At 59.5% G+C, this 25,658-nt stretch carries 20 protein-coding genes; 11 read left to right on the top strand and 9 right to left on the bottom strand.

Annotation, left to right across the window (positions count from 1 at the left end; all coding sequences use genetic code 11):
- Nucleotides 1-70: 70 nt before the first annotated feature.
- The 7 genes from FB593_RS20450 to FB593_RS20410 all read right to left on the bottom strand — a co-directional run bounded on the left by FB593_RS20450 (nucleotide 71) and on the right by FB593_RS20410 (nucleotide 10,449).
- Complete coding sequence (locus tag FB593_RS20450; protein WP_025595047.1) at nucleotides 71-700, bottom strand: NAD(P)H-dependent oxidoreductase; 630 nt, start codon at nucleotides 698-700, stop codon at nucleotides 71-73.
- A 285-nt stretch (nucleotides 701-985) separates the two neighbouring features.
- Nucleotides 986-2,365, bottom strand: a complete 1,380-nt coding sequence (locus FB593_RS20445) for a GH1 family beta-glucosidase (RefSeq protein ID WP_025595048.1) — start codon at nucleotides 2,363-2,365, stop codon at nucleotides 986-988.
- 769 nt (nucleotides 2,366-3,134) lie between these two features.
- Nucleotides 3,135-4,445, bottom strand: a complete 1,311-nt coding sequence (gene xylA / locus FB593_RS20435; protein ID WP_003516221.1) for a xylose isomerase — start codon at nucleotides 4,443-4,445, stop codon at nucleotides 3,135-3,137.
- A 235-nt stretch (nucleotides 4,446-4,680) separates the two neighbouring features.
- Nucleotides 4,681-6,135 carry a xylulokinase gene (xylB, locus tag FB593_RS20425; protein ID WP_145166906.1) on the bottom strand — a complete coding sequence of 485 codons (1,455 nt, stop codon included), beginning with the start codon at nucleotides 6,133-6,135 and terminating at the stop codon, nucleotides 4,681-4,683.
- Between the two features lie 103 nt (nucleotides 6,136-6,238).
- Nucleotides 6,239-7,261 carry a LacI family DNA-binding transcriptional regulator gene (locus tag FB593_RS20420; RefSeq protein ID WP_145166868.1) on the bottom strand — a complete coding sequence of 341 codons (1,023 nt, stop codon included), beginning with the start codon at nucleotides 7,259-7,261 and terminating at the stop codon, nucleotides 6,239-6,241.
- 368 nt (nucleotides 7,262-7,629) lie between these two features.
- On the bottom strand, nucleotides 7,630-9,213 hold the full coding sequence (locus tag FB593_RS20415) for a DHA2 family efflux MFS transporter permease subunit (RefSeq protein ID WP_013762324.1): 1,584 nt from the start codon (nucleotides 9,211-9,213) through the stop codon (nucleotides 7,630-7,632).
- A 30-nt stretch (nucleotides 9,214-9,243) separates the two neighbouring features.
- Nucleotides 9,244-10,449 (bottom strand): HlyD family secretion protein, encoded by a 1,206-nt coding sequence (locus tag FB593_RS20410; RefSeq protein ID WP_019566960.1) that lies wholly within the window; start codon nucleotides 10,447-10,449, stop codon nucleotides 9,244-9,246.
- Between the two features lie 160 nt (nucleotides 10,450-10,609).
- On the opposite strand from FB593_RS20410, the gene FB593_RS20405 reads away from it, so the two are divergent.
- From FB593_RS20405 to FB593_RS20380, 6 genes are all read left to right on the top strand, one after another.
- Complete coding sequence (locus FB593_RS20405; RefSeq protein WP_003516212.1) at nucleotides 10,610-11,296, top strand: TetR/AcrR family transcriptional regulator; 687 nt, start codon at nucleotides 10,610-10,612, stop codon at nucleotides 11,294-11,296.
- 182 nt (nucleotides 11,297-11,478) lie between these two features.
- A complete protein-coding gene (locus FB593_RS20400) occupies nucleotides 11,479-12,237 on the top strand; it encodes a TerC family protein (protein ID WP_003516210.1) in 759 nt (252 codons plus the stop codon).
- A gap of 239 nt (nucleotides 12,238-12,476) precedes the next feature.
- The gene (locus tag FB593_RS20395) at nucleotides 12,477-14,249 is read left to right on the top strand and encodes an SLC13 family permease (RefSeq protein WP_003516208.1); all 1,773 of its coding nucleotides are present in this window, start codon (nucleotides 12,477-12,479) and stop codon (nucleotides 14,247-14,249) included.
- 212 nt (nucleotides 14,250-14,461) lie between these two features.
- The gene (gene gltX, locus FB593_RS20390; RefSeq protein WP_035200649.1) at nucleotides 14,462-15,919 is read left to right on the top strand and encodes a glutamate--tRNA ligase; all 1,458 of its coding nucleotides are present in this window, start codon (nucleotides 14,462-14,464) and stop codon (nucleotides 15,917-15,919) included.
- Nucleotides 15,920-16,122: 203 nt separating this feature from the next.
- Nucleotides 16,123-17,622, top strand: coding sequence for a lysine--tRNA ligase (lysS, locus tag FB593_RS20385; protein WP_065663286.1), 1,500 nt, complete (start codon nucleotides 16,123-16,125; stop codon nucleotides 17,620-17,622).
- Between the two features lie 496 nt (nucleotides 17,623-18,118).
- Nucleotides 18,119-19,819 carry a patatin-like phospholipase family protein gene (locus FB593_RS20380; protein ID WP_414896265.1) on the top strand — a complete coding sequence of 567 codons (1,701 nt, stop codon included), beginning with the start codon at nucleotides 18,119-18,121 and terminating at the stop codon, nucleotides 19,817-19,819.
- 29 nt (nucleotides 19,820-19,848) lie between these two features.
- Here the strand turns inward: FB593_RS20380 and FB593_RS20375 are convergent, their stop codons facing one another.
- The gene (locus tag FB593_RS20375; protein WP_035200179.1) at nucleotides 19,849-20,727 is read right to left on the bottom strand and encodes a hypothetical protein; all 879 of its coding nucleotides are present in this window, start codon (nucleotides 20,725-20,727) and stop codon (nucleotides 19,849-19,851) included.
- A gap of 314 nt (nucleotides 20,728-21,041) precedes the next feature.
- On the opposite strand from FB593_RS20375, the gene FB593_RS20370 reads away from it, so the two are divergent.
- The 5 genes from FB593_RS20370 to FB593_RS20350 all read left to right on the top strand — a co-directional run bounded on the left by FB593_RS20370 (nucleotide 21,042) and on the right by FB593_RS20350 (nucleotide 24,812).
- Nucleotides 21,042-21,932: a metal ABC transporter substrate-binding protein gene (locus FB593_RS20370; protein WP_013762318.1), complete on the top strand. Its 891-nt coding sequence runs from the start codon at nucleotides 21,042-21,044 to the stop codon at nucleotides 21,930-21,932.
- On the top strand, nucleotides 21,929-22,837 hold the full coding sequence (locus tag FB593_RS20365; protein WP_186447943.1) for a manganese/iron ABC transporter ATP-binding protein: 909 nt from the start codon (nucleotides 21,929-21,931) through the stop codon (nucleotides 22,835-22,837). Before FB593_RS20370 ends, FB593_RS20365 begins: the two co-directional genes overlap by 4 nt.
- Nucleotides 22,818-23,678, top strand: coding sequence for a metal ABC transporter permease (locus tag FB593_RS20360; protein WP_003516197.1), 861 nt, complete (start codon nucleotides 22,818-22,820; stop codon nucleotides 23,676-23,678). The genes FB593_RS20365 and FB593_RS20360 overlap by 20 nt, the downstream gene beginning before the upstream one ends.
- On the top strand, nucleotides 23,675-24,529 hold the full coding sequence (locus FB593_RS20355) for a metal ABC transporter permease (protein ID WP_019566953.1): 855 nt from the start codon (nucleotides 23,675-23,677) through the stop codon (nucleotides 24,527-24,529). Before FB593_RS20360 ends, FB593_RS20355 begins: the two co-directional genes overlap by 4 nt.
- Nucleotides 24,530-24,638: 109 nt before the next feature.
- A complete protein-coding gene (locus FB593_RS20350; RefSeq protein ID WP_003516193.1) occupies nucleotides 24,639-24,812 on the top strand; it encodes a DUF1328 domain-containing protein in 174 nt (57 codons plus the stop codon).
- Between the two features lie 58 nt (nucleotides 24,813-24,870).
- On the opposite strand, the gene FB593_RS20345 is transcribed toward FB593_RS20350, so the two are convergent.
- On the bottom strand, nucleotides 24,871-25,602 hold the full coding sequence (locus FB593_RS20345) for an SDR family oxidoreductase (RefSeq protein WP_013762314.1): 732 nt from the start codon (nucleotides 25,600-25,602) through the stop codon (nucleotides 24,871-24,873).
- Nucleotides 25,603-25,658 lie beyond the last annotated feature (56 nt).

The following is a 25,658-nucleotide window of genomic DNA, read 5'->3' as shown; positions in this document are numbered from 1 at the left end:
AGAGAAAAAATCTACCGCAAAGCCGTCTGTGCGGCCCTGCGGCAGTCAAGACTTCGCGAGTGCGTGGAAATCAGACGCGGCTGACGAATTCCTCAAGCGGGCGGCGGACCTTCTTCAGGTTCACCAGCCAGTCGCCTTCCGGCTCGCGGTATCCGAGCGGCAGGATGGTGACGGAGCGCAGGCCCTTTTCACGCAGGCCGAGGATTTCATCCAGCTTGGCCGGATCGAAACCTTCCATCGGTGTGGAATCCACACCCTCGAAAGCAGCCTGCGCCACCGCCATGCCGAAACCAATATAGGCCTGACGGGCTGCGTGTTCGAAATTCACCTGCTCATCACGCTGCGGATAGGAGGAGAGAAGCTTCTGACGATACGCTTCCCAGCCCTCGTTCTTGACGCCACGCTCTTCGTTGACCAGATCGAACATATGGTTGATCCGCTCTTGCGTGTAGTTATCCCACGCCGCAAACACCAGAAGATGCGAGCCTTCAGTCACCTGCGCCTGGTTCCAGGCGATCTCGCGGATCTTTGCGCGAACTTCCGGATCGGAAACGACGATGACTTCGAACGGCTGCAACCCGCTGGAAGTCGGCGCCAGCCGGGCGGCTTCGACGATGCGCTCGACCTTGTCTTCCGCAACAGTCTTGGAAGGATCCATTTTCTTGGTGGCATAACGCCAGTTGAGTTTTTCGATAAGCATGTTCGTTTTCCCTGGGAGGACCAGCCCGCACCGCTCCGGATGAGGCAGCAGCAGGCGCTACGTCTGCGTAGCCTGCCTGACATAGGAGACAGGATGGCAGGCGCAAGCAGGCACCGCCGGGTAACTGGCAAAAAAGTTTGGAAAACTGATAGTAAGGTGGAAGAACTTTATTGGGGAGAGCGATCGTGTGCTTTCCTGGTGAGGAATACGGCAGGTAAAGTTCACACACGAGCCAGCCTTTCCACCCTCATCCCTGTGCTTGTCACAGGAATGAGGGAGAAAGCCTCACCCCTTCATCACACCGTGGTTCCCCTTCGGAAAACCCGATGCCAGCGCGCTGTACCATTTGCCGCTGTTCTTCAACGTACGAACCTGCGTTTCGTAATCCACGTGCACAAGGCCAAAGCGCATGCGGTACCCTTCCGCCCATTCGAAATTGTCCATCAGGCTCCAGGCGAAGTAACCCCGCATGGGGTAACCGTCCTTCACCAGATCAGCAACGATACCAAGATGTTCGGCGTAATAGTCAAGACGGGGTTGATCATCCACCTCGCCGTTTTCGACGCCCATATTGTAGCAGGCGCCATTTTCGGTGATGTAGCAATCGGGCAGCTCGTAGCGCTCGTAGAGCGTCTCCACCAGGGAATGCAGCGCCGGCGCATAGACTTCCCAGCCGATATCGGTTTTGACATCGCTGACGGCCGGGGCTGGTTTGGTGGCAGGGAATTCCGCACCTTCGGTGGCGTCGTCGGCAACGCGCATCGGTGTATAATAATTCAGGCCCCACCAGTCGAGCTTCTGGCTGATGATGGACAGGTCTTCCGCCTCCACCACCGGCATGCGGCTGCCCAGGGCCTCCATCATTTCGGCCGGATATTCGCCCTTGAAGACCGGATCGAAAAACGCGCCGTTGTGGAACTGGAATGCCCGTTCAGCTGCCTTCAGGTCGGCGTCGCTATTGGAGGCCGGGATGACGGAATGGGCGTTCAGCACCAGTCCGACCGGCACCTTGGGCGCAACATGGCGGGACGCCTCGACGCCGAAACCATGGGCAAGGTTGATGTGGTGCATGGCCGCAAGGGCTGCTTCCATGTTGCGCTCGCCCGGCGCATGAATGCCATAGAGATGGCTGAGCCAGACCGCACACCAGGGCTCATTGAAGGTCGCCACCGCATCCAGCCGGTCGCCCAGCCGTGCCATGACGGTCTTGGCGTAACGCTGGAAGGCATGGGCGGTGGAACGCGAGGCCCAGCCGCCGTCGCCCATCAGTGTCAGCGGCAGGTCCCAATGGTAAAGCGTCGCATAGGTCTTGATGCCGCGCGCCTTGCAGCCATCGACGAGGCGGTCGTAGAAATCCAGCCCCTTCTCGTTGATCGGGCCGAATCCATCGGGAATGATGCGCGGCCAGGCAATGGAGAAACGATAGGCCTCGACACCCATTTCCTTTATGAGATCGAGATCATCCTCCCAGCGATTATAGTGATCGCAGGCAACGTCGCCATTGTGGCGCCCGAAGACATGTCCCGGCATGTTGCAGAAGGCATCCCAGATGGATGGCTTGCGGCCGTCAACCTTGGTGGCACCCTCGATCTGGAAGGAGGCGGTCGCCACGCCGAACAGGAAATCGCCGGGGAAACGGGCTGCGAGCGCTTTGTGATCGGTCATCGGATAGGCCCTTTCGTCATCCATCGAGCGTCAAAAGATGGAGAGCGGTTTAGACCAAGTCAGCAATGAGGTACAGCCGCAGGCACGCAAAATCTGCAACGTTTCAGCAGCGCGGTTAAGATATCCAAAGCGCTTTAGGCACGCGAAAGTCGCCGCAACGGTTTCCCGGCGGCGGGAGAAACGACAGCCCGGCAAATGCGGATGGGAGTTGAGTGTGGTGGAAAGTCTTGCATCTGCCGGGCCGCGCCTTGTTTGACCGGAATGCCGGTCGATCGGTGACAGCCTTTTCACGACACCTACCGGATCGGCCCTTCCCGCTGCTGGCAATTGCGGGACGCCTTTCCGGAACGCGGTTTGCCAGAACCACGCTTGTCGATGCCGGCAGCCGGTCCGCGAAAGGCGCCGCGCGTATCGCCCTTCCGTTCCGGTTGCAGGGGAATGATGCAGCGAAATGGACGGGTGGGGACATGCGGGGAAAGGTTTTGCGGTAAGTGACTGGAAAGAAAGGAGGGGTGGCGCGGAATTGTTCTCGCCTTTGGCAGCAGACGGCGAGCATGCCCCCTAATCCGGCTATCGCAACCTTCTTAGTCTCACTTTATGGAATGTTATCTGCAGCATCGGGCCCGGAGACCGCACGGGGGCCGTACACCGCAGATACGACGTCATCCTCGGGCATGTCGCGAGGATGACGGAGGAGAGGTTTGCGGCTTTAACCAGCCTCTAGACGGGGGATGCTCCCCCGTCCTTTGTTTATGAACGTACCAGCCCGTCAAACGTAACGATTGACGACGTTCTCCAGATATTCCTGACGACCGGACTTCGGCTCGGGGTTGATATCCTGGCGCTCGACCAGCGCTGCGATTTCTTCGAGCTTCAGCTCGCCGCGCAACATCTTCTGGGCTTCCGGTGCGTCCCACTTCGCGTAACGCTCCGAAAGCGGCTTCGACAGCGCGCCGTCCTCGATCATCTTCGCCGCCGCCTTCAGACCGCGGGCGCAGCAATCCATGCCGCCGATATGGCCGATCAGCAGGTCCTGCGGATCGAGCGACTGGCGACGCAGCTTGGAATCGAAGTTGGTGCCGCCATTGGTGAAGCCGCCGCCGGCCAGCACGTGGTAATAGGCCAGCGCCATTTCAGGTACGTTGTTGGGGAACTGGTCGGTATCCCAGCCAGACTGGTAATCGTTGCGGTTCATGTCGATGGAGCCGAAAATGCCGAAGGCATTGGCCATGGCCAATTCGTGTTCGAAGGAATGGCCGGCGAGGATGGCGTGACCCTGCTCGATATTGACCTTCACTTCCTTTTCGAGACCGTTCTTCTGCAGGAACGCATAAACGGTTGCGACGTCGTAGTCGTACTGGTGCTTGGTCGGCTCCTGCGGCTTTGGCTCGATCAGGATCGTGCCTTCGAAACCGATCTTGTATTTGTATTCCACAACCAGATTGAGGAAGCGGCCGAGCTGGTCCAGCTCGCGCGAAAGATCGGTGTTGAGCAGCGTTTCGTAACCTTCACGACCGCCCCATAGCACGTAATTGGCGCCGCCGAGCTTCTTGGTGGCATCCATGCAGGTCTTCACCGTCGCAGCCGAGAATGCGAAGACATCCGGATCCGGATTGGTCGCGGCACCCGACATGAAGCGGCGGTTGGAGAACAGGTTCGCCGTGCCCCACAGAAGCTTTACGCCGGTATCAGCCTGCTTCTGCGCGAAATAGTCGACGATCTCGTTGAGGTTCCTGGTGTTTTCGGCAAAGTTCCTGCCTTCCGGGCGCACATCGGCGTCGTGGAAGCAATAGAACGGCGAACCGAGCAGCGAGAAGAATTCAAAGGCGACATCGGCCTTCAGCTTGGCGGCCTGCATGGTGTCTTCAAACCACGGACGCTGGAACGTCTGCCCACCGAATGGGTCGCCGCCCGGCCAGGTAAAGGTGTGCCAGTAAGCCACGGCAAAGCGCAGGTGATCTTCCATACGCTTTCCGGCAACGATCTCGTCGGGGTTGTAGTGGCGGAAGGCGAGCGGGTTGGTGCTGTCGGGGCCTTCATATTTAATCTTGGCGATATCGCCGAAGAAGCCTGTGCTCATTGGATGGTTCCTCCTCTGGGGTGGGTTTAGGTAGTGTTCAAAAATTCGAGGTCTGCGCGGGCCGCTTACCCCCCTCTGTCGTGCCGGACATCTCCCCCACAAGGAGGGAGATCAGCAAGTTGCGCTCAACCGCTTCGATCGCGACCTCACAGGAGGACGTGACCTAGCCGCTTGTCGATCTCCCCCGGGGAGATGCACGGCAGGGCAGAGAGGGGTGAACGGCGCACGCAAAACCTCAATGCGAAAGCGGCCGAATGGCGGGATAAAGCGCGTGATACCGCTTGTAAGCCTCCTCATAAGCATCGCCAAGCGCCACTGCCGGCTCGATCGTCCGCGCCGTTTCCGGCTGCGTGCAGACTGCAACCGGATCTGCACCTGTTGCAGCGATGAGACCGAGTCGGGCGGCGCCGAAAGCGGCGCCGAAATCGCCCTCGGCCGGAATATCCACGGGCACACCGAGCGAAGTCGCGATCGAGGCCAGCCAATAGGCCGAGCGCGAACCGCCGCCGATGGCGGTGACGCGGGAAATGGAGGTGCCGGCCGACTTCAGCGCTTCGAGATTGTCACGGATGGCGAAAGTCACGCCTTCCAGCACAGCCTGTGTCAGCGCCCTGCGGTCACTTTCATGCGAAAGGCCAATGAAAGAGCCGCGAATGGCGGCATCGTTATGCGGCGTGCGCTCGCCGGAAAGATAGGGTGCGAAAGTGACGCCGCTCGGCGCCAGAAGCTCGTCGCCCAGTTCACCCGTCAGTTCGGCTGCGGACTTGCCGGTGAGGCGCGAATACCAATTGAGTGCATCGGTAGCGGACAGGATGACGCCCATCTGGTGCCATGTGTTGGGAAGCGCGTGGCAGAACGCGTGTACGGCGCTTTCCGGCTTCGGCAGATAGGAGGCGTTGGCGGCAAACAACACGCCGGAAGTGCCGAGCGAAACGAACGCGTGGCCCTCTTTCACCGTACCCATGCCGCAGGCGGAAGCGGCATTGTCACCCGCACCGCCGGCCACCACGGCCTTGCCCACAATGCCCCATTGCGAGGCGAGCTCGGCACGCAGCACACCTGCCTCCTCGGTGCCTTCAACCAGCGACGGCATGTGTTTTTCTTCAAGGCCGGTCGCCGCCAGAAGATCGGCAGACCATTTGCGCGCACCGGTATCCAGCCACGATGTGCCGGCGGAATCCGACATTTCCGAGATATATTCACCGGTCAGCCACAGTCGCAGGTAATCCTTCGGCAGCAGTACCTTGGCCACCTTTGCGAAGATTTCAGGTTCGTTCTTCGCGACCCAAGCCAGTTTCGGTGCGGTAAAGCCTGGGAATACGATGTTGCCGGTGATCTTGCGGAAGCGCGGATCGGCATCGAGTTCGGCAGCCTCGGCATAGGAGCGCGTGTCGTTCCACAGAATACACGGCCGCAGCACATTGCCGCTCGCGTCTATCAGCGTCGCGCCATGCATCTGGCCGGAAAGGCCGATACCTTTCACGGCAGCGAGTTCCTTCGCAAACTTCTGCTTCAGACCTTCGACTGCGGTTTTCGTGGCGGCGATCCAGTCCGCCGGGTCCTGTTCCGACCAGCCGTGATGCGGACGCGAGACCTCCAGCGAGCCGTTGGCCGAGCCGACGATCTTCTGATCGCCGTCCATCAGCAGGGCTTTGACACCGGATGTTCCAAGATCGAGACCGAGATACATGTAATTCTCCATTCCGGCGCTCCTTGCGCCACTTCAGCGGTTTTAAGGGTCACCGCATTTCCGGACGGAAAACCGGCGGCCACTTTTCCTGGAAATGCTCTCCTCAGGGCAGATTGTCCCTGAGGAATATGTCGATACGGATACGCTCCTGCGCGGCGATGACAGCGAGACCATCCGCGCGCGCTTTCAACACGCGAATGGCGCTGCGCACCTCATGCCCTGCATCCTGGTTGAGCACGGCATCAAGCACGCCTTCCCGCAGCGCATTGGCCGTGTTTTCGGTGAGCTCATGGGCGATGACGGATGGCGACCTTTCGCCCGATGACGCTCTGAGCGCCCGGATGAGGCCGCGATTACCGGCGCCGAGACTGTAGATGCCGGACAGCGCGTCGCTCGCAAGCGCCTTGGTGACCAGCGCCTCGACGGTGACGGGATCGTCCCGGCCTTCGAGGACCGGCAATAGTCGCAGGTCCGGAAATTCGCTTTCGATGACGGAGCGGAAGCCGTCTAGGCGTTCGCGATGGTCGCGCACCAGCATCGAGCCGGCAACGACCGCAATATCGCCGCCGCGCCCGGACAGGAAGCGCCCCAAGAGGCTAGCCGCCGTGCGCCCGGCCGCAACGTTGTCGACGCCGGCATAATGGTCGCGGCGCGAACCGGAGAGATCGGAAACCAGCGTGACGGTGGCGATGCCATCTTCGGCCAGCCGGTCTGCGGCTTCAGCAACATCCTCAGAATCGGTGGCGACGAAGGCGACGCCCGACGGCTTTTCCCGCCGCGCGACTTCCAGCGCCTCCGTCAGTGCCGCGGCATTGAAGGGCGGCACCTCGATAACGCGGATCGCCGTGCGCTCCAGATGGGCACGGGCGGCTGCGGCACGAACTTCGGCTCGCAGCGTCGCCATGAAGGAATTGTCGTTGCCGGGAAGGATGAAGACCAGTGAATAATTGCGACCTTTGGCCAAATTGGCGGCGGCGATATCGCGCACATAACCAAGCTCGGCAATCGCCGCCTCTACCCGCGCGCGAGTAGCGGCGTGAACGCCGGGGCGCATGTTCAGCACCCGGTCGATGGTGGCAAGGCTGACACCCGCCCGCTCGGCGATATCGTGAACTGTAGGCTTCATGTTTCCTCCCGTGCCATTTGAATATCCAGCTTTGCCGCCGTCGTAAACCGAAAAATGATGTACGTACCTCACATTTTCAGCAAGACGATGATTTCACTTTATTTCTACCTTTGCACTACGGGTGCGCGCCTTTGCCCGGCGTCATCCCTCGGCTTTTCCCAAGGATTTAGACACGTCAATAAAATCAACAGGCTGCAGAATATCGGGGCTGACCAACAACTTCCGTCATTTTAGCCCTGGGCCAAGGACTTGGGCTTACTGGATACCGGCTCAAGGACGGCATGACGGAAAAGTATCGCGAAGCACACAAAAAAGGGGCCGTCATTTCCGACGGCCCCAGCTCTGCGGTGGATGGGAGGGGATTTTGTTCAGTGCGCCGCGTCTGGTGGCGGCGCTGCCTTGGGTTTCTGGATCAGCACGGTCATGAAGATCAGGCTGCCGAACAGCAGCGTCAGCGCGAAGAACACATCCGCAAAGGCGAGTATCCACGCCTGCTGCGAGACCATGCCGACCAGCTTCTTGATCGCGACGGAAGCACCGTCCAGCCCGTAGGAATCATAGTTCGCGCCGACATTGTTCAGCCACTCCAGCGCTTGTGGATTGGAATAGCTGACATGTTCCGCCAGCCGCACATAATGATCGTCGGTGCGCTGCGACAGCAGGGTGTTGATGACGGCAAGGCCAACCGCGCCGCCGAGGTTGCGGGTGAGGTTGAACAGGCCCGAGGCATTGCGGATGCGCGCGGGCGGAAGCGTGCCGAGCGCGATGTTGTTGATCGGCACCATGCACATCATCAGTCCGAAACCGCGCAGGACCTGCGGGATCAGCAGCTCGTAGAAATCCCAGTCGGTGGTCACATGCGTCATGATCCACGTGCCGCAACCGAAGCTGATGAAGCCGATGGCCATCATGATGCGCGGATCGAGCTTGGTGGACACCTTGCCGGCAATCGGCGCGGTGAAGAACATGGCAAGACCGGAAACGAACATGGTCTCGCCGATCATCAGCGCATCGTAACCGCGCACGCGACCGAGATAGAGCGGGTAGAGATAGGTCAGCCCGTAAAGCCCTATGCCCATCACGAAGGAAAACAGCGAGCCGATGGAAAAATTTCGGTCCGCAAAGGCGCGGATGTCCACAACGGGGAAGTCCACCTTGAAGGCACGCCAGAAGAATACCACCGCACCGATGACCATGGCCACCGAACCGATGACGATATGCTCGTCGTTGAACCAGTCCTTGTTGTTGCCCTCTTCCAGCACGTATTCCAGAGAGCCGAGGAAGACGGCCATGGAGATCAGCCCCCACCAGTCGAACTTCTTCCAGAGCGAGGTTTCAGGCTTGTCGAAATCGATCAGGCTCCATGTCAGGATGGTGACGATGATGCCGGGAATGATATTGACGAGGAACAGCCAGTGCCAGGAGAAGGCGTTGGAAAGATAACCGCCGACCGTGGGACCGATGGTGGGCGCAAGCGTGGCGACGAGACCGATGATCGGCGAGACGACCGAACGCTTGGAGGGCGGGAAAATGGTGAAGGCGGCCGCAAAGACCGACGGGATCATGCCGCCGCCGATAAAGCCCTGGATCGCCCGGTAGACGATCATCTGGTCGATATTGGTCGCGGTGGCGCAGAGCGCGCTCGACAGGGTGAAGCCGGCGGCGCAGGTGGCAAACAGCACGCGCGTGGACAGGATGCGCGCCAGCGTGCCCGACAGAGGGATCATGATGACTTCTGCAATCAGATAGGATGTCTGCACCCAGGCGATCTCGTCGGAGCCCGCCCCGAGACCTGCCTGGATTTCCGCAAGCGAGGCGGAGACGATCTGAATATCGAGAATGGACATGAACATGCCGAAGACCATCGCGAAGAACGCGATGAGCCTGCGCTTGTCCATGGGTGGATCGACGGGGACAGATACCCCGCCTGTGCCGACAACCGTAGCCGCCATGATCTTGCCCTCAACGACGCCCTGGTTGGCCTATGGGTTAACGTGCGCCGTTTTCGTGTTTTCCGGCGCCGTGCGGGTATCCACATCGACGACGACGCTCAGGCCCGCACGCAGATTGTGCTTGGCGAGATCTTCCTTGGAGAAGACGATACGCACCGGTACGCGCTGGATGACCTTGGTGAAGTTACCCGTGGCGTTTTCCGGCGGCAGCATCGAGAAGACCGAACCGGAACCGGGCGAGATCGACTGGACCGTGCCCTCAATGGTCTCGTCGTCGAAAGCATCCACATGGACGCGGACCTTCGAACCGGGCACCACGCGGGCCAGCTGCGTTTCCTTGAAATTGGCGTCGATATAAAGCTCGTTCAACGGCACCAGCGAAGCAAGGCGCTTGCCGACCGAAACGAGATCGCCCGTCTGCACCGCCAGATTGCCGATAACGCCGTCATAAGGCGCTTTCAGCACGGTGAAGGCCAGATCGCGGGCCGCCTTGTCCTTGGAAAGCTGCAGCGAACGGATGGTGCTTTCGGCTTCCTCGCGCTGGGCGCGAAGAAGCTCGACATTGGCTTTCGCGGACGAGATCGCCGCCTCGCCGGCTACGACATTCGCCCTGGCCTGATCGAGCGCGACCTGCGCGCTGTCGGAAGCGGCAACGGTGCCGACATCCTTCGCCTGCAATTCGGTGGCGCGCTTCTGGGTGATTTCCGCGCCGCGAAGGGCCGCATCCAGAGCGCCCTTCTGGGCAACGGCCTGTTCCTGCGCTGCCTCGCCACCGATGATCTGCGCGTCGATGCGCTTCAGCGACAGTTCCTCGGTGCGGATCTGCGCGTCGGCCTGTTCAAGCGCGATACGATAGTCGCCGTCATCCAGAGTAACCAGCGGATCACCCGCCTTGACTTCCTGGTTTTCGACAACGTTCACCTTGGCGATGTAACCCGAAACCTTGGGCGCGATGACCGCGATATCACCCTGTATATAGGCGTCATCCGTCGAAACCATGAAGCGACCGTCGATCCACCAGTTATAACCGTACCAGCCGGCGCCGGCGAGAAGGGCGATCGCAAAGATCGGCAGAAGTGGCGAACGCTTCTTCTTCTTCGGTGCGGCAATTGTCTGTGGCGGCTGTTGCGGCGGGGCCTCCACCGGCTTTGCCGGAGAGGTCTCAGCCTTGGCGGAAACGTCCGCCTCTTCCGCATCGTTGACGGCGCGAACCGCGCTATTCTTCTGGGCCGACATGAGATTGTACCGTGATAAATTGAAGAAAGTTTTTCGAACTGAACCGTTCGGTTCGATTGACATAATCCCTTTCCTGACACATATCAAGTGTAATCGAACTGATTGGTTCGACGTTCGGTTAATTTTTTTTACGCCATTGCAGTGCTAGGAACCGGTAACGATGGCAGGTGAAGACATGGATATGGAGACGGAAACCGAAACGGGCTGTCCGGGAAACCCCGCCGGGCGTTTTGCTGCGGGCGAAGACCCGGCCAAGCGTGAGCAGATTGTTGCGGGCGCCTGGCGCGTGTTCAAGCGCAAGGGCTTCGATGCCGCCAGCATGAACGACATCACGCGGGAAGCCGGCGTTTCCAAGGGAACGATCTATGTCTATTTCTCCAACAAGGAAGACCTGTTCGCCGCCCTTGTCGATCATCACCGGCAGGAATTCGCGACCTCCATGCGCAACATTCTGGCCGGCACCGAAGAGGTGCGCGACGGCCTGAAACAGTTCGGCAAGGCCTTCGCCAACAAGATGATCTGCTCCGAAATGATACCGGCAATGCGCTCGGTGATCGGCGTCATCGACCGCATGCCGAAGCTGGCGCAGCGTTTCTTCATCGCAGCACCCAACAACGTGCGCACCGTTCTTCAGGATTTCATCGAGCATCAGGTCTCGCTCGGCCATCTCAAGGTCGATGACGTCGAACTTGCCGCCCGGCAATATATCGAGCTTTCCACGGGCACTTTCTTCAAGCTGCGCCTGTTCGGAGAACTCGAAGGTCCGGTTCCCGAAGAGGAGCTGGACCGGGTGATCGACAGCGCCATCATGGTGTTCATGGCGGCTTACGGAACCGACAAGGCCTGAAATCATTCAGCAACGGGCGACCGGACCGGCAACGGCACGGGGCCTGATACGCGGTTTGCGCGAAATTTCGATGAAATCTTGCCTATCACAGGCGCGGTCTCCTTGTTTCTCGCGTATTGCGCTATAAATTCCACGAACCGAATGTTTCGGGTGGCCTTGTTGCTGAAAGGAAAAATTCCCTGATGGAGTCCGTTCTCCCTCTTCTGTCCGACCCCGCTGCCTGGGTGGCGCTGGTCACCCTGATCGTCATGGAGGTCGTGCTTGGCATCGACAACCTGATCTTCATCTCGATCCTCACCAACAAGCTTCCGCCTGAACAGCGCGAAAAAGCCCGCAAGATCGGCATCGGGCTTGCCTTGATCATGCGTCTCGGCCTTCTCGGCACTGTGGCCTGGATCGTGCAGCTCACCACGCCGGTCTTCGAAATCTTCGGCCACGCCTTCTCGTGGAAGGACATGATCCTCATCGCCGGCGGTCTCTTCCTGATGTGGAAGGCCACCAAGGAAATCCACCACAATGTCGATCCTGAAGATCACAAGGAAGACATGGTAGGCGGCCCGGTTGCGATGAATTTCGGCGCCGCCATCGGCCAGATCCTGCTGCTCGACCTCGTGTTCTCTGTGGACAGCATCATCACCGCCGTTGGCATGACACCGCATCTGCCGATCATGATCGTGGCCGTGATCTTTGCCGTTGCGGTGATGCTGCTCGCCGCAACGCCGCTCGCCAACTTTATCGAGCGCAACCCCACAATCGTCATGCTGGCACTCGCCTTCCTGATGATGATCGGCACCACCCTGATCGCCGAAGGCATGGGCTTCCATGTTCCCAAGGGCTACGTCTATGCCGCCATGGCGTTTTCGGCGCTGGTGGAACTGCTCAACATGCTGGCGCGTAACGCCAGACAGCGCAAGAAAGCACAGGCGGCCAAACCGCACTGATTGCCCCGATCCGTCATGCCGGACTTGATCCGGCATCCCTTCAGCCCAAGCCCTTGGGCTGAAGGGACACTTTCCGCCGCGCCGACGCGCGGCGGCTGGATTCCGGCTCAAGGCTGGTATGACGCGAACGTGTGGAACGCGCCGGCCACTCCGGAACCGCTTCACCCCGCCTCGCGTTCTTCGACATCCCTACCGGAAGAGTCCGTCCCGCCGTCTCTCCTTCGAAAGCATAAGCAAGCATGACGACCGACCAGATCCTCGCCTTTACCGTGATCGCCGGCATGATGGTCGCGTTCATATGGGACAGGTTCCGCTATGATGTGGTCGCGTGCAGCGCGTTGCTGGTGGCGGTGGCGGTTGGGGTCGTGCCTTTCGACAAGGCGTTCTCCGGTTTCTCGGACGATATCGTCATCATCGTCGGCAGCGCGCTGATCGTCAGTTCGGCCGTGGCGCGTTCAGGGGTCGTCGATATGACGATCAAGAAATATTTCCCGGAGATGCACTCCAAAACCCTGCAACTGGCCTTTCTGATGATCGTCGTCGCCATCATGTCGGCCTTCATCAAGAACATCGGCGCGCTTGCCATCATGATGCCGGTTGCTTTCCAGTTCGCCCGCAAATCCGGCAGCCCTGTTTCCTATTATCTGATGCCCATGGCCTTCGCCGCCCTTCTGGGCGGGCTCATGACGCAAATCGGCACCTCGCCCAACATCGTCGTTTCCAGGCTGCGTGAGGAAATGACCGGGCAGAGCTTCTCGATGTTCGATTTCACCCCGGTCGGTGCCGGGCTGACCGTGATCGGCATCATCTTCCTGACCTTCGGTTACCGCCTGCTGCCGGTGCGCAACCGCCAGCAGGCATCGATGGAAGATATTCTGGACCAGTCGGCCTATACCGCCGAGGCGACGCTTCCCGCCGACAGCACCTACGCCGACAAGCCGCTGCGGGAGCTGTTGAAACAGGCGGATGGCGACGTAATCGCCAGCACGATCCTGCGCGGACCCCGGCGTATCTCCCCCTTCCCCGATGTCAATCTGAAGCCGGGCGACACCATTCTTCTCGAAGGCAACCCGGAGGGCCTCGACCGCATCGTCTCGCAGGCCAAGCTGCTGCTGTCAGGCAAGCCGCTCACCGAGAACGGCCAGAAGACCGCCGACCTTATTTCCATGGAAGCGGTTATCAGCAACGAATCCGTTCTTAACGGGATTTCCGCGCGCGAACTGGCGCTATCCTACACCCGCGGCGTCAATCTGATTGCAGTCAGCCGTCGCGGCCAGCGCGTCAGCCAGCGGCTCTCCGACCTGACCTTGCAGGCGGGCGACGTCATTCTCCTGCAGGGCAGCCGCAAGAACCTGCCACAGGTCTTGCAGGAATTTTCGCTGCTGCCCCTGGCGCAGCGGGAGATCCTGCTTGGGGTGCAGCGCCGCGCGCTTTTGCCCGTCATCGTGCTTGCCGCGGCCATGATTGCCGCCGGCAGCGGGCTTGTGCCGGTATCCGTCGCCTTTTTCGCCGCCGCCTTCCTGATGATCGTCGTCGGCGCGATACCGCTCACCGAAGTCTATAAATCGATCGACGGGCCGATCCTCGTCATGCTCGCCGCCCTCATTCCCGTCAGCGACAGTCTGCGCACCAGCGGCGCCAGCGAGCTGATCGCCGCCTGGCTCGGCCACGCCGCACAAGGACTGCCGCCCTTCGCAGCACTCGGCATGATCCTGTTGACTGCCATGGCGGTAACGCCCTTCCTCAACAATGCTGCAACCGTGCTGGTCATGGCACCCATCGCCGCCGGTTTCGCCACCACGCTCGGCTTTCGGCCGGAGGCCTTTCTGATGGCGGTGGCGATCGGCGCCGGCTGCGATTTCCTCACGCCTATCGGCCACCAGTGCAACACGCTGGTCATGGGTCCGGGCGGTTATCGCTTCAGCGATTATCCGCGCCTTGGACTGCCGCTGTCGATCATGATCGTCATTGCCAGCATTCCGATGCTGCTTTATGTCTGGCCGGTGAATTAGGGGCGGTTTACGTCCGGGCGAAGACAGCGCAAGCGCCATATTTCCTTGACGCCTGCGGCATAATATGGCCTAAGCCGATGCCGAACGGAAATATGCAAAAGTGCGTTCAACACGCCTTTCCGCACCCTTTCCCGCCGCATTCAAACGAAAACTTCGTGATAGAAGGGTGAAGCCGCCCCGATGTCACCACCCCGTCACGACGAGTGAATTTCATGACCACTTCCGGCGTTCGCGTCCGCATCGCACCTTCCCCCACCGGCGAGCCGCATGTCGGCACCGCTTACATCGCGCTGTTCAACTATCTCTTCGCCAAGAAACACGGCGGTGAGTTCATCCTGCGCATCGAGGATACCGACGCCACCCGCTCGACGCTGGAATATGAGCAGAAGGTTCTGGAGGCGCTGCGCTGGACCGGCCTTACCTGGTCGGAAGGCCCCGACGTCGGTGGCCCCTACGGTCCCTACCGCCAGTCCGAGCGCAAGCTGATGTACTGGCCCTATGCCGAAGAATTGCTGGAAAAAGGCCATGCCTTCCGTTGTTTCTGCACGCCCGAGCGGCTTGAGCAGATGCGCGAAGCGCAGCGCGCCGCTGGCAAGCCGCCAAAATATGACGGTCTCTGCCTCCACCTGAAGGCTGAAGAAGTGACCACCCGCGTCGCCGCCGGCGAAGCCAACGTCGTGCGCATGAAAATCCCGACCGAAGGTTCGTGCGATTTCCATGACGGCGTTTACGGCGATGTCTCGATCCCCTGGGATTCGGTTGACATGCAGGTGCTGATCAAGGCCGACGGCATGCCGACCTATCACATGGCAAACGTCATCGACGACCATCTGATGAAGATCACCCATGTGGCGCGCGGCGAAGAGTGGCTGGCTTCAGTGCCCAAGCACATCCTGCTTTACCGTTATTTCGGATGGGACCAGCCGACGTTCATGCATCTTTCGCTGATGCGCAACGCCGACAAATCGAAGCTTTCCAAGCGCAAGAACCCGACGTCGATCTCCTATTATTCCGCGCTCGGCTACCTGCCGGAAGCGCTGATGAACTTCCTCGGCCTGTTCTTCATCCAGATCGCCGAAGGCGAAGAGCTGCTGACCATGGAAGAGCTGGCCGCGAAGTTCGATCCGGAAGCACTTTCCAAGGCCGGCGCCATCTTCGATATCCAGAAGCTGGACTGGCTGAACGGCCGCTGGCTGCGCGAAAAGCTCACGCCTGAGGACTTCATTGCCCGCACGCTGGAATGGGCGATGGAAAATTCCCGCCTGACCGAAGGCCTGAAGCTTGCCCAGAGCCGCATTTCCAAGCTCGGCGAATTGCCAAACCTGGCCGGCTTCCTGCTTTCGAGCGACGTTGGCCTGACGCCCGCCTCCTTTGCCGGTCTCAAAAGCAAGCCCGAGGAAATCCACGAAATCCTCACCACGGTTGCCACCGATCTGGAAAAAATGCCTGATTGGAACGTTGAAGCCATCGAGGCCGAGCTGCGCGACATTGCCGAACGCACGGGCAAGAAACTGCGCGTCGTCACGCCGCCGCTCTTCGTCGCCGTCTCCGGTTCCTCGCGCTCGCTGCCGCTGTTTGACTCGATGGCGCTGCTCGGCCGCTCCGTGGTGCGCCAGCGCCTGAAGGTCGCTATTGCCGTTGTGGCCACGATGGTTGGCAGCGGTGCTTGATGCCTGCCGGGGCGGGTTTTAAATCCACCCCTCATTCCTGCGCTTGTCACAGGAATCCAGCCACGGCGCGTCGGCGCCGTGAAAGAATGAATTGAGGTCTCCCGCGCCAAGGACTTGGGCGCACTGGATTCCTGTGACAAGCACAGGAATGAGGGATACGGGAGGCAATTGTCGCCGCGGCAACGCCGCAACAGGATTGAACAATGAACGACAAGACAACCGAAACCACCGCCCTTTCCTCCGACGCCACCGAAGTGCGCCGCCAGAAACTTGCGCTGCTGCGCGAGCAGATCGGCGATGTCTATCCGGCGCATTTCCATCGCACGCTGACCAATGCGGAGCTGGCGGAAAAATATGCCGATATCGAACCGGACACGGAAACCGGCGACACGGTAACGGTGGCGGGCCGCGTTTATTCGTCGCGCAATTCCGGCATGTTCATGGATATCCATGACGCCTCGGGCAAGGTGCAGATCTTCTCTCACAAAGATACGACGCCGGAAACGGCGCGCAATCTTCTGCCGATGATCGACATTGGCGACATCATCGGCGTAACCGGCAAGGTGCGCCGCACCAAGCGCGGCGAGCTGACGATCAACGCCGAAGAAATCACCATGCTCACCAAGTCGCTGCTGCCGATGCCGGAAAAATGGCACGGTGTCTCCGATATCGAGCTGCGTTACCGCAAGCGCCATCTCGATATTCTGGCGAACGAGGACTCCAAGCTGCGCTTCCTGCAGCGCTCCAAGATCCTGTCCGGTATCCGTCGCTTCATGGAGGCCGAAGGCTTCCTCGAAGTGGAAACGCCGATGCTGCAGACAGTTTATGGCGGTGCGACGGCCGATCCGTTCAAGACCTTCCACAACACGCTGAAGATGGACATGTATCTGCGCATCGCGCCGGAACTGTTCCTGAAGCGCACGCTGGTATCAGGCCTTTCCGACAAGGTGTTCGAAATCAACCGCAACTTCCGCAACGAAGGCGTCTCCACCCGGCACAATCCTGAATTCACCATGATGGAGTGCTATTGGGCCTATGCCGACTACGAAGACATCATGGGTCTCGTAGAGCGTCTGTTCGAGACGCTGGCGATTGCCCTGCACGGCACGACCGAGGTGGAATTCCAAGGCCAGACAATTTCCTTCAAGGGTCCGTTCAAGCGCGTCCCCATGCCTGATGCGGTGAAGGAAGCGACCGGCATCGACTTCCTTGCGATCAAGACTGACGAGGAAGCCCGCGCCGCCGCCAAGGCTGCCGGTTTTGCCGTCGAGAAGGACTGGACCTGGGGCGAATGCCTTGCCTTCATCTTCGAAGAGAAGGTCGAAGGTATGCTTATCCAGCCGAGCCACGTCACGCATTTCCCGAAGGATATCTCGCCCTTCGCCAAGGAAGTGCCGGGCGAACCGCGCCTCGTTGAGCGTTTTGAGAGCTATTGCAATGCCTGGGAAGTGGGCAATGCCTTCTCCGAACTCAACGATCCCGAAGAGCAGCGCCGCCGCATGGTGGAGCAGCTTGAGCAGGCCCATGCCCGCGGTGAAAAGGACAAGCAGCTGGACGACGAATTCCTCGACGCCATCGATCAGGGCATGCCACCCGCCGGCGGCCTCGGCATCGGTGTCGATCGCCTGATCATGCTCCTGACCAACGCCCCCTCGATCCGAGACGTCATCCTCTTCCCGGCCCGCCGCAACAAGGCGGACTGATCGGACGAAACCCGAGGCGGCCCCATGGCCGCTTCGGCGTCCGATTTTTCGCCATGCTCCATCTTGTCCAACTGCTATCCAGTTTAAACGATGGGACACTAGGCATGACATTGGAAGTTGGTGGCAACGAAGGGTGCGTATTTCTCAACGTCATCCTCGGCCCTGTGCCGAGGATCTAATCACGTCCAATAAGGTTAATCCGTTGCATATCCTCGGGACAAGCCCGTGGATGACGTCAGAGTGTGTGGCGTGATTTCACTCAATTCCCTTGCCGGTTATCCCCTTGAGACGAAGACGCACCGAAGTAGTTATCCGGTTCCCCGGCCTGCGGATCGCGTAGATTCATTTAACCCTTAGTAGAATATACTGGCGATATCGCCTCAACTTGTGATACCCATTCCCCATCATTTCGAATTGTGTTTGACGGCTTTCCGCTAACGGGGCTGTCGGGGAGATACGCATGCCCGAGAATGAGCTTCCCAAGTACCGGCCCGATATGTTCGCAACACCGGAAAAGGAATGCGACGTGGTGATGAAGGGCGGCATCACCTCCGGCGTCGTTTATCCCTATGCCGTTTTGGAACTGGCGCGCCGATACCGCTTCCGCTCGATAGGCGGCACGTCAGCCGGGGCGATTGCCGCCGCCTTTGCGGCTGCGGCTGAATATTCCCGTACCGTGAGGGACGATCCGGATGGCTTCGTCCGCTTGCAGGCTCATTGCGATACGATACCCAATATTCTGGGCAAGCTTTTCCAGCCGGAACGCCGTTTTCGCCCGCTGATGCGTTACCTGCTGTGGGCGCAGGCCGGCGGTTGGCCAGGCAAGATCCTGGGGCTCCCCATGGCTTTCCCGCTGGCCTCGATAGCCGGCATCGCCATCGGCGCCAGCCTGTTGTGGGCCACAGGCGGAGGCTACGCCGGGTCAATTCTCGGCGGGCTGGTGGGGCTGTTGATTGGAATCCTTAGTCAAATCCTGTGGCTGGTTTTCTATCGGTTACCGCAGGAGGGGTTCGGTTTCTGTTCGGGACTAACGGTTTCAGATGCGGATGGTCCGGGCCTGACGGAATGGCTTCATTCGTCGATCCAGGACATCGCTTTCGGTAACGAGGCCGCGACAGCGCCGCCGCTGACCTTTGGCCACCTCGCCAGCGACGACCCGAAAAAAAGCATAAACCTGAAGATGGTTACGACGAACCTGTCGATGCGGCGGCCGCACACGCTTCCGACCACGAATCTCATGGTGGCTTACGACCCGAAGGAATGGAGCCAACTGTTTCCGGCTGCCGTGATGAACTGGCTGAAGCAGGTCGCAACACCAGGCGGCCCGTTTCCCGAACTCAAGGCATTTCCGGAGCCTACCCAGTTACCGGTCATTATCGCCACGCGCATGAGCCTGAGTTTCCCGGTGCTGTTCAAGGCTATTCCGGCCTATACCAATGATCGCGGCACGCTGGATATTGTGCAGCGTATCAGTGGTGAAGCGCGGCCCGTCATGAAGGCGAAAATCTGGTTCTCCGATGGCGGGATCAGCAGCAACTTTCCCATTCACCTTTTCGACGCCCTGCTTCCGTCGCGTCCCACTTTCGCACTCAGCCTCGATGAACTGCCGAAATCCATCGCCAGCAGCAGCAAGCGCGTCACGATTCCGCAGGCGGCGGGCGAAGGGATAGGCGTGCCCGTTCACAAGATGGAAAAGATGAGCGGTTTCTTGGGCAGCATTCTCAGTTCGGCAAAGGACTGGCAAGATCAATCCCTTGCCACCATGCCAGGCCAGAGAGAGCGCATTGCCCGCGTCTTTCTCTCCAAAGAGGAAGGCGGGCTAAACCTTACCATGCCACCGGAGCGATCGGCGAAGCTCATGAGTTACGGCCTTGAGGTCGGATCGCTCTTCGCAAATGGCGCGCTGGATTTTGACGAGCATCGCTGGCGACGAACGCTTGTTGCCTATGATCGGCTGGAAGACACGGTGTTTGCGACGCAGCGCCTGTGGAGCGAGGGCAAATACGAAGAATGGCTGACGGGTTACATCGACAGGGTCGACAGCTACAAAAACGTGACGAAGGCTGAGCGGGAAAAACTGATTGCTCGAATTGCCGCCTTTGCCGCTCTATCGCAAAGCTTCTCGCCGGAGATTGTCAACAAGCGCAAGAAATTTCCAAATCCGGCCGGCCGCTTGCGCATCGGGCCGGACACCTGACCAAAAGGCTTAGGGGAAACGGCGTGCTCCTAATGCCCCGTCTTCCCCGCAGCCGGCTCTTCCGCAGGCGCGCTCTCGGCCAGCTTCTCTTCCGCGGCCTGCGCGGTCGTTGTGCCTTTTCCGAAGATCAGTGATTTCAGATAGCTGATGCTGAAGATGCTGCCGCCATCGGCTTCCGGGGTCGAGGTCAGAAGTTCTTCGTCGGCTACGGGTTCGCCGTGGGCTTCCGCACCGGGTCCGCCCTCATGCGTTTGTGCCGGTGCAGCGTCGTGGCCGCCGCCGCCTTCGCCCTCGGCTTCGCCGTGTCCGCCGGCGCCTTTTGCGGCTTTTCCGCCATGCCCTTCGGGTGCGGCGTCCGAAGCGGGGGTTGCGCAGTCGGCGGCATCGCTCAGGCTTGCGGCCATTGCTTCGGCATCTTCCAGCGGCAGATCGATGCGCAGCCCGTAAAACTGGCCGCTGCCGTTTGATGCACCATCGTAATAAAAGGCGGAATAACGCTGGGCATCGGCGCCTTCGGGAATTTTCGCCGGATCGGCAATGAAGACCACCTGGGCCGCGATGGCGCGGCCGCGCATTTCCGAGCGCAATTGCGGGCCATTTTTATCCAGCACGGAAACCTGGACCAGATCGGGCTTTTGTTTGTCGTAAACTGCCCTGGCGACACGCAGCGCCGTTTTCAACCGGTCCGTGCCGTTGCCGCCGTCAGTACGAATGAATTTGCGGACCCACAGGGAACCGTTCTTGCGGATGTTGACTGTCTGGACTGCGTCGCAGGAAAGCCCGTTGGCGGAGGCATAGGTGGACCCGAGCAGCCGCTCGCTGCCGATAAACACGGCAGCAGAACCGGTCGCACCCGCCAAAAGCAGGATCCCGCCTCCGATCATAACGAGTTTGCGCGAAAACCGCATTCGTCCGAATACAGCCTTCACGCGCAAAATCCTGACATTCAGTACCCCGCCTATCGCCCTCACCCCGGAACGTGGCTCGAAGGATGAGGAACACACGCGGGATAAGCTCGGGACCTCGTTGTCCGAGCCTTGCGATAGTGCCGCTTTCTCATTGAAAAAAGTTTAATCCCCCCGGCGCCGTGCGGGCAAAAGCGCACCATTTTCAGACATTTTTGAAATCCGCTAAATTGCGAATGATTTGCAATAGCGTTGACAAGTGTGATTCCATGACAGATGGTGTTGCGAGTTGATCGCAACAAAAATCGGTGACAGACGTGAATCTCCATAAAATCCGCCATGCCCTTTTTGCTTTTTCGCTTTTCCTGCCTGCTGCGGCTGTCGCGCAGGAAAAACCGAAGGTGGTGACCACCTTCACGATCATTGCCGATATGGCGCGCAATGTGGCGGGCGATGCGGCAGAGGTGGAGAGCATCACCAAGCCAGGCGCTGAAATTCACAACTACCAGCCGACGCCTCGCGACATTCTCAAGGCCCGCAAGGCCGATCTGGTGCTGCGCAACGGCCTCAATCTGGAATTGTGGTTCGAGAAGTTTCTGGCCAATCTTTCAGGCGTGCCTGATGTGACTGTCAGCGACGGCATCGAACCGATGGCGATAAATGGCGGGGCGTATCAGGGGAAACCGAACCCGCATGCCTGGATGTCACCCGATAACGCCTTGATCTATGTGGAAAATATCCGCAAGGGACTCGCTGGAATAGATCCCGCCCACGCCGAGATTTACGCCGCCAATGCCAAGGCCTATTCCGACAAGATCCGTGCCACCGTGCAGCCCATCCGCGATGAGCTTTCCGCGCTTCCTGAGAACAAGCGCTGGTTGGTAACGAGCGAAGGGGCGTTCTCTTATCTCGCCCGGGATTTCGGGCTGAAGGAACTGTTCCTGTGGCCGGTCAATGCCGACAGCCAGGGTACGCCGCAACAGGTGCGCGGCGTGATCGACGCCATGCGCGAACATAATATTCAGGTCATCTTCAGCGAAAGCACGGTTTCCGCCGATCCCGCCCGGCAGGTGGCCAAGGAAACCGGAGCTGCCTATGGCGGCATACTCTACGTGGATTCGCTGAGCGAGGCCGACGGCCCTGTTCCGACCTATCTCGACCTGCTGCGCGTGACGAGCAGCACCATCGCCAAAGGACTGTCTTCATGAGAATGGGCAGCAAAAAAAGCGGCGGCGGCCTGACGGTTCAAAATGCGACAGTGACCTATCGCAACGGCCACACCGCATTAAGAAATGCCAGCTTTTCCATTCCACGCGGTACGATCACTGCACTTGTCGGCGTCAACGGCGCCGGCAAGTCCACGATTTTCAAGGCAATCATGGGTTTTGTGCCGCTGGCCACCGGTTCTGTCTCTATTTTCGACCTACCCGTGAAGGATGCACTCAGAAAAAACCTCGTCGCCTATGTGCCGCAAGCTGAAGAGGTGGACTGGAGTTTTCCCGTACTGGTTGAGGATGTGGTGATGATGGGCCGTTACGGCCACATGAACTTCTTCCGTATTCCGTCGAAACACGATCACGAGATGGTCGAGAGAGCGCTGACGCGCGTCAATATGCTTGATTATCGCAAGCGGCAGATCGGCGAGCTTTCCGGCGGGCAGAAGAAGCGGGTGTTTCTGGCCCGCGCGCTGGCGCAGGAAGGTCAGGTTATCCTGCTGGATGAACCCTTCACCGGCGTCGACGTGACGACGGAAGAACAGATCGTCGCGCTGTTGAAGGCACTGCGTGACGAGGGCCGCGTCATGCTGGTTTCCACCCATAATCTCGGTAGCGTACCGGAATTCTGCGATCGCGCCGTCTTCGTCAAGGGTACTGTTCTCGCGTCGGGCAAAACAGCGGACACGTTTAACGAAGAGAACCTGCAAAAAGCCTTTGGCGGCAGCTTGCGCCACTTCGTTCTCGGCGGGGCCGAACTGCATGATGATGCCGATCCGCGCCGGGTGAAGGTGATTACCGACGATGAGCGGCCTTTCGTAATCTACGGAAAGAACGGCCAGAACGGACAAAATCCGCAGGCTCCGAAGGAAAAAGCCGATGATAAACAGCCTTCTTGAGCCTTTCACCTATGGCTACATGCTGAACGCCATCTGGGTCAGCGCACTTGTGGGCGGCGTCTGCGGCTTTCTTTCCGCTTATCTTATGCTAAAGGGCTGGTCGCTGATCGGCGACGCGCTCTCGCACGCCATCGTTCCCGGCGTTGCGGGCGCTTATATGCTGGGGCTGCCCTTTTCGCTCGGCGCCTTTCTTTCCGGCGGGCTTGCGGCTGGCTCGATGCTGTTCCTAAATCAGAAAACCCGGCTCAAGGAAGACGCAATCATCGGCCTGATCTTCACCTCGTTCTTCGGGCTGGGGCTGTTCATGGTGTCGCTGTCGCCCACCTCGATCAATATCCAGACCATCGTGCTTGGCAATATTCTGGCAATTACCACCGAAGACACGATACAGCTTGCCCTGATCGGCGGCATCAGCCTCATCGTACTGGCGCTGAAATGGCGCGACTTCATGGTTGTGTTCTTCGATGAGAACCATGCGCGCACAGTAGGGCTGAAACCGGAAGTGCTGAAAGTGATCTTCTTCACCCTGCTTGCCGCCTCCACGGTTGCAGCCCTTCAAACCGTCGGCGCCTTCCTTGTCGTTGCCATGGTGGTGACCCCAGGCGCGACTGCCTATCTTCTGACCGACCGTTTCGAGCGGTTGATCCTGATGAGCCTCGTGATCGGCGCGACCACCAGCTTCGTCGGCGCTTATCTCAGCTACTTCCTCGACGGCGCCACCGGCGGCGTTATCGTCGTACTGCAAACAGCGATCTTCCTTTCCGCTTTCGTGTTTGCACCCAAACACGGGCTGCTCGCTTCGCGCGCCAAAGCCCGCAAGGCACTGGGAGAAGCGCAATGAGCGAATATCTCGAACTCGCCATACTGCCGTTTCAGCTGCCCTTCATGCAATATGCCTTCATCATCACCCTGATGATTGCCGTGCCGATGGCCATGCTCTCGTGTTTTCTGGTGCTGAAGGGCTGGTCGCTGATGGGGGACGCAGTTTCGCACGCCGTGCTGCCCGGCGTGGTGATTGCCTACATTGCCGGAATTCCCCTTTCCATCGGCGCCTTCACCGCCGGTATGATCTGCGCTCTCGGAACCGGTTTCATCAAGGAAAACAGCCGCATCAAAGAAGACACTGTGCTCGGCATCGTCTTTTCCGGCATGTTCGGGCTGGGGCTGGTGCTTTACGTGAAGGTGCAGAGCGACATGCATCTGGATCACATCCTCTTCGGCGACATGCTGGGCATTGCGCCTTCAGACATGCTGGAGACCGGGCTGATCGCGCTTTTTGCCACCCTGTTTCTCGGGGTGCTGCGCAAAGACCTGCTGGTCAATGCCTTCGATCCGCAGCATGCCAAGGCAATCGGCCTGCCCGTTCGCATCCTGCATTACGGTCTGCTGATGGTTTTGTCGCTTGCCGTGGTCGGCGCGCTGAAGGCTGTGGGTATCATCCTCTCCGTCGCAATGCTGGTCACCCCCGGCGCCATCGCCTTCCTGCTGGCGCGGCGCTTTTCCGCCATGCTCCTGGTCGCCATCTCGGTTGCGGTTCTCTCTTCGCTTGCAGGAATATGGCTAAGCTTCCTGATCGACAGCGCGCCGGCCCCGACCATTGTACTGTTCATGAGCCTGGCATTCGTCGCGACATTCATTCGCACCAGCCTCAAGGCCCGCCGGATCGACGCCGCCAATGAAACGGTAGTGTAAAAGAACGATTTTTGCGGGCGCGTGGAACATTTTCGCCTTTTGCGCGTCATTTTCATGAGCTTGCCCTCAAGCGGCAAACTCATGAAAATTAAGCGAAAGGGGAAGCTCCATGCTGAAATGGGCTCTTATTTTCTTTGTTATTTCGTTGATCGCGGGCGTATTCGGCTTTACCGGCATTTCGGCAGCGGCGTCGGGCATTGCCCGTATCCTGTTCTTCATCGCCGTCGTGATCTTCCTGGTCTTCCTCGTGCTTGCACTGATCGCTGGAAGCGTGGTGGCGTAATAAAAAAGGCGACCGGCTTTTGGGCCGGTCGCCTTCTCCTCTCTCCCGTATAGAATTATCAGCCTGTCCAGCCACCGTCGATCACATGGATCTGGCCAGTGGTGAAACCTGCCTCATCAGAAGCGAGATAGGTGACGAGTGCGGCGATTTCTTCCGGCGTGGCAATGCGGCCCATAGGCTGGCGGGCAATGAAGTCGGCCAGGGCCTGTTCGTAATTGCCGGTGGCGCGCAGGCGGTCGTGCAAGGACGGGCTATCCACTGTGCCTGGGCAAATGGCGTTGCAGCGAATACCCTTGGTGACGAAATCAGCAGCAATTGCCTTGGTCAGACCGACAACCGCCGCCTTGGAGGCGGTGTAGGCGAAACGGTTCGGCACGCCCTTCACGCTGGATGCGACGGAGGACATGTTGACGATTGCGCCCTTACCCTTTTCCAGCATGCCTGGCAGAAAGGCGCGGCAGGTGCGGTACATGGCCTTGGCATTGAGGTCGAAGGAGAAATCCCAGTCCTTTTCCTCGCAATCGAGAATGGTGCCGGAATGAACGAAACCGGCGCAGTTGAACAGAACATCCGCATGGCCGATATCGGCAGCAAAAGCCTTCACACCATCGCCATCCAGCACGTTCAGAACCCGCGTTTCCGCACCTTTCAGGGTCGAGAGCGCCTGCTCGTTGATATCAGTGGCGATGACGCGCGCGCCGAGCGATATGAATCGCTCCGCCGTCGCACGGCCGATACCCTGGCCGGCTGCGGTGATCACCACTGTCCGCCCGTTAAAATCCTGCACCATGAATAGCCTCCCGCTACGGCGCACCCGCCCGCTGGGGCCGAGCCGCTGAATTTCGC

This window comes from Rhizobium sp. SJZ105 (assembly GCF_007828365.1).
Classification (GTDB): Bacteria; Pseudomonadota; Alphaproteobacteria; order Rhizobiales; family Rhizobiaceae; genus Agrobacterium; species Agrobacterium tumefaciens.
The sequence above is the reverse complement of the archived record's forward strand: the minus strand, read 5'-3'. Positions and strand labels throughout refer to the sequence as shown.